Source organism: Gilvimarinus sp. 1_MG-2023 (genome assembly GCF_030548285.1).
Genome location: NZ_JAUOSC010001801.1, coordinates 1 through 233, shown reverse-complemented (window position 1 = coordinate 233; position 233 = coordinate 1). Strand labels below are relative to the sequence as shown.

The following is a 233-nucleotide window of genomic DNA, read 5'->3' as shown; positions in this document are numbered from 1 at the left end:
GCTCCCAGCTGACCGATAGCTCAGTGGTAAAGCTGTTGCCATCGTCTTCGCTACGACTGCCAGACAAGGACAGATCGGCTTCCGGTAATTGATTGGCTTCCACACCAAGCTGGCTGCTACGCAAAACCTGCAACGTCAGCCAGGTTTGCTGCAATCCGGGATTGGCGGCCAGGCTTTGTTTGACCAGTTGGGTTAACTGCTCGTCTGGCAATAGCGCCAGCAGACTGTTGGAC

1 protein-coding gene is annotated in these 233 nt (G+C 55.4%); it reads right to left on the bottom strand.

All coding sequences use genetic code 11. The features are described 5' to 3' along the window. Positions 1-233: TolC family protein (locus Q4563_RS22905; RefSeq protein WP_303606189.1), on the bottom strand; the 233-nt coding region annotated here is incomplete at both ends.